Source organism: Steroidobacter sp., assembly GCF_016790065.1.
Classification (GTDB): domain Bacteria; phylum Pseudomonadota; class Gammaproteobacteria; order Steroidobacterales; family Steroidobacteraceae; genus Steroidobacter.
The window spans coordinates 1-1813 of the sequence record NZ_JAEUPY010000044.1 but is presented as its reverse complement, the minus strand read 5'-3'; the positions used below and the strand labels follow the sequence as shown (position 1 = coordinate 1813).

Here is a 1813-nt window from a genome sequence, read left to right as displayed (position 1 = left end):
AGCTGGTCTTTTCGAACAGCGTCGCACCTACCGTCTGCTCGAGCGTGCGAGCGGCACGGTGCATGGTCGGCTGGGAAACGCCGCTGGCTCGGGCGGCATGGGTGAAGTTGCGGAACTCGACGAGTTTCACCAATGAGCCCAGTTGCGCACCACTGACCCGGCGAAACAGTTGCTCGCGGTCGGCAGCGCTCAGTTCGGATCGACCAAGCTCCTGCATGCCATCACGCAGTTGTCCAAGTGCTCGTGCCACGCGGTCCGCACAGATGGCGCCGGCGGGAGTCACATGCATGCCTGAACTGCTTCGAGTGAACAGCGAGGAGCCGAAGTAGCGCTCGATGGCGGCGATGGCCTGAGTCACCGCCGACTGGGTCAGATGCATCCTCACCGACGCCGCACTGATGCTGCCGGTCAGCACGACTTCGTGAAAGGCCTGCAGGTGGCGTAGATTGGGCAGTGTCATCGGTCAGGTGTCTGGCGCTGGCCGCTGCACTATAGCAATCTCTAATACCCTGACGCGACTTCGATTAGGCGCTGGCGGCGCCGCTGACCCAGAATCGGCGCACCGGCGGCCCCGCGATCTCGCGGCAGATAGAACGGTTCGCCATTAGCGAGTCATCAGCTGGGGGAATGCGATGGTTCAAGAGCGGAGTGCGCTCGCGGGAGCACCCAATGTCGCCGTCACGGTGGTGTTGTGCTTTCTCGTGGCGGTAGTGGAAGGGTTTGACATCCAGGCCATGGGCGTGGCGGCACCCCGCCTGGCGCCGCAGTTCGGCTTCGACCCCCAGCAGATGGGTTGGATCTTCGCCATCAGCAACATCGGTCTGGTGATCGGCGCCAGTCTGGGCGGTTGGTTGGCGGACCGGGTCGGTCGCAAGCCGGTGTTCATCGGCGCCGTGTTGTCGTTCGGCACCTTCACCTTGTTGACGTCGCTGGTCAGTACTTTCGAAGCGCTGTTCGTGGTGCGCTTCTGTGCCGGCCTGGGTTTCGGCGCAGCGTTGCCCAACATGATGGCGCTCGCTGCCGAAGTGAGTTCGCCGGAGAAGCGCGCCTCGACGGCATCGGTGATGTTTTGCGGCATGCCGTTGGGCGGTGGCACTTCGGCGCTGCTGACTCAATTGCTGCCGCCGGACTTCGATTGGCGCATTCTGTTTGAAATCGGCGGCGTGTTGCCGCTGTTGTTGGCGCCGGCCATTTATTTCCTGATGCCGGAAACGCTGAACAAGCATGCAGCGGGTCAGGCTCGCACTGACGTTGCGACCGCCTTGTTCGCCGGAGGCCGCGCGCCGGCGACGTTGCTGCTGTGGCTGGCGTTCCTGCCCACCTTGCTGATTCTGTACTTGATTCTGAATTGGTTGCCGACGTTGGTGGTTGCCAATGGACTGGATCGAGCGGTGGCGCCCCAAGCCTCGTTGGCATTCAACTTTGCGAGTGTGGTCGGCGCCATCATCTTCGGCCGACTGGTGGATCGGATGGACACTCGCTGGCCCATGTTGGTGGCCTATGCCGGCTTGATCGGCTCGCTGATTGCGCTGAGTGCAACCGGCGGACTCGCGATGACTTTGGTGTTGAGTGGCGCCGCTGGGTTCTTTCTGCTGGGCGCGAACTACGCGCTGTACGGCGTCGCTGCAACCTATTACCCGCAAGCTGTCCGAGGCACGGGCTCCGGGGCCAGTGTCGCGGTCGGTCGCATCGGCTCCATCATTGGACCGTTGCTTGCCGGTATGTTGTTAGGCGGCGGCATGAGTGCTGGTGGCGTCGTGCAATACATGGTGCCGGTGGCGGCAGTGGCCGGCGCCGCCGTGTTCTTTCTGAG

2 protein-coding genes are annotated in these 1813 nt (G+C 63.1%); one reads left to right on the top strand and one right to left on the bottom strand.

The genetic code is table 11. The features are described from left to right. Positions 1-460: helix-turn-helix domain-containing protein (locus tag JNL55_RS01650; protein WP_293848530.1), on the bottom strand; the 460-nt coding region annotated here is incomplete at its 3' end. A 172-nt stretch (positions 461-632) separates the two neighbouring features. On the opposite strand from JNL55_RS01650, the gene mhpT reads away from it, so the two are divergent. Then, a partial coding sequence (gene mhpT / locus JNL55_RS01645) for a 3-(3-hydroxy-phenyl)propionate transporter MhpT (protein WP_293848529.1) occupies positions 633-1813 on the top strand: 1181 nt, incomplete at its 3' end.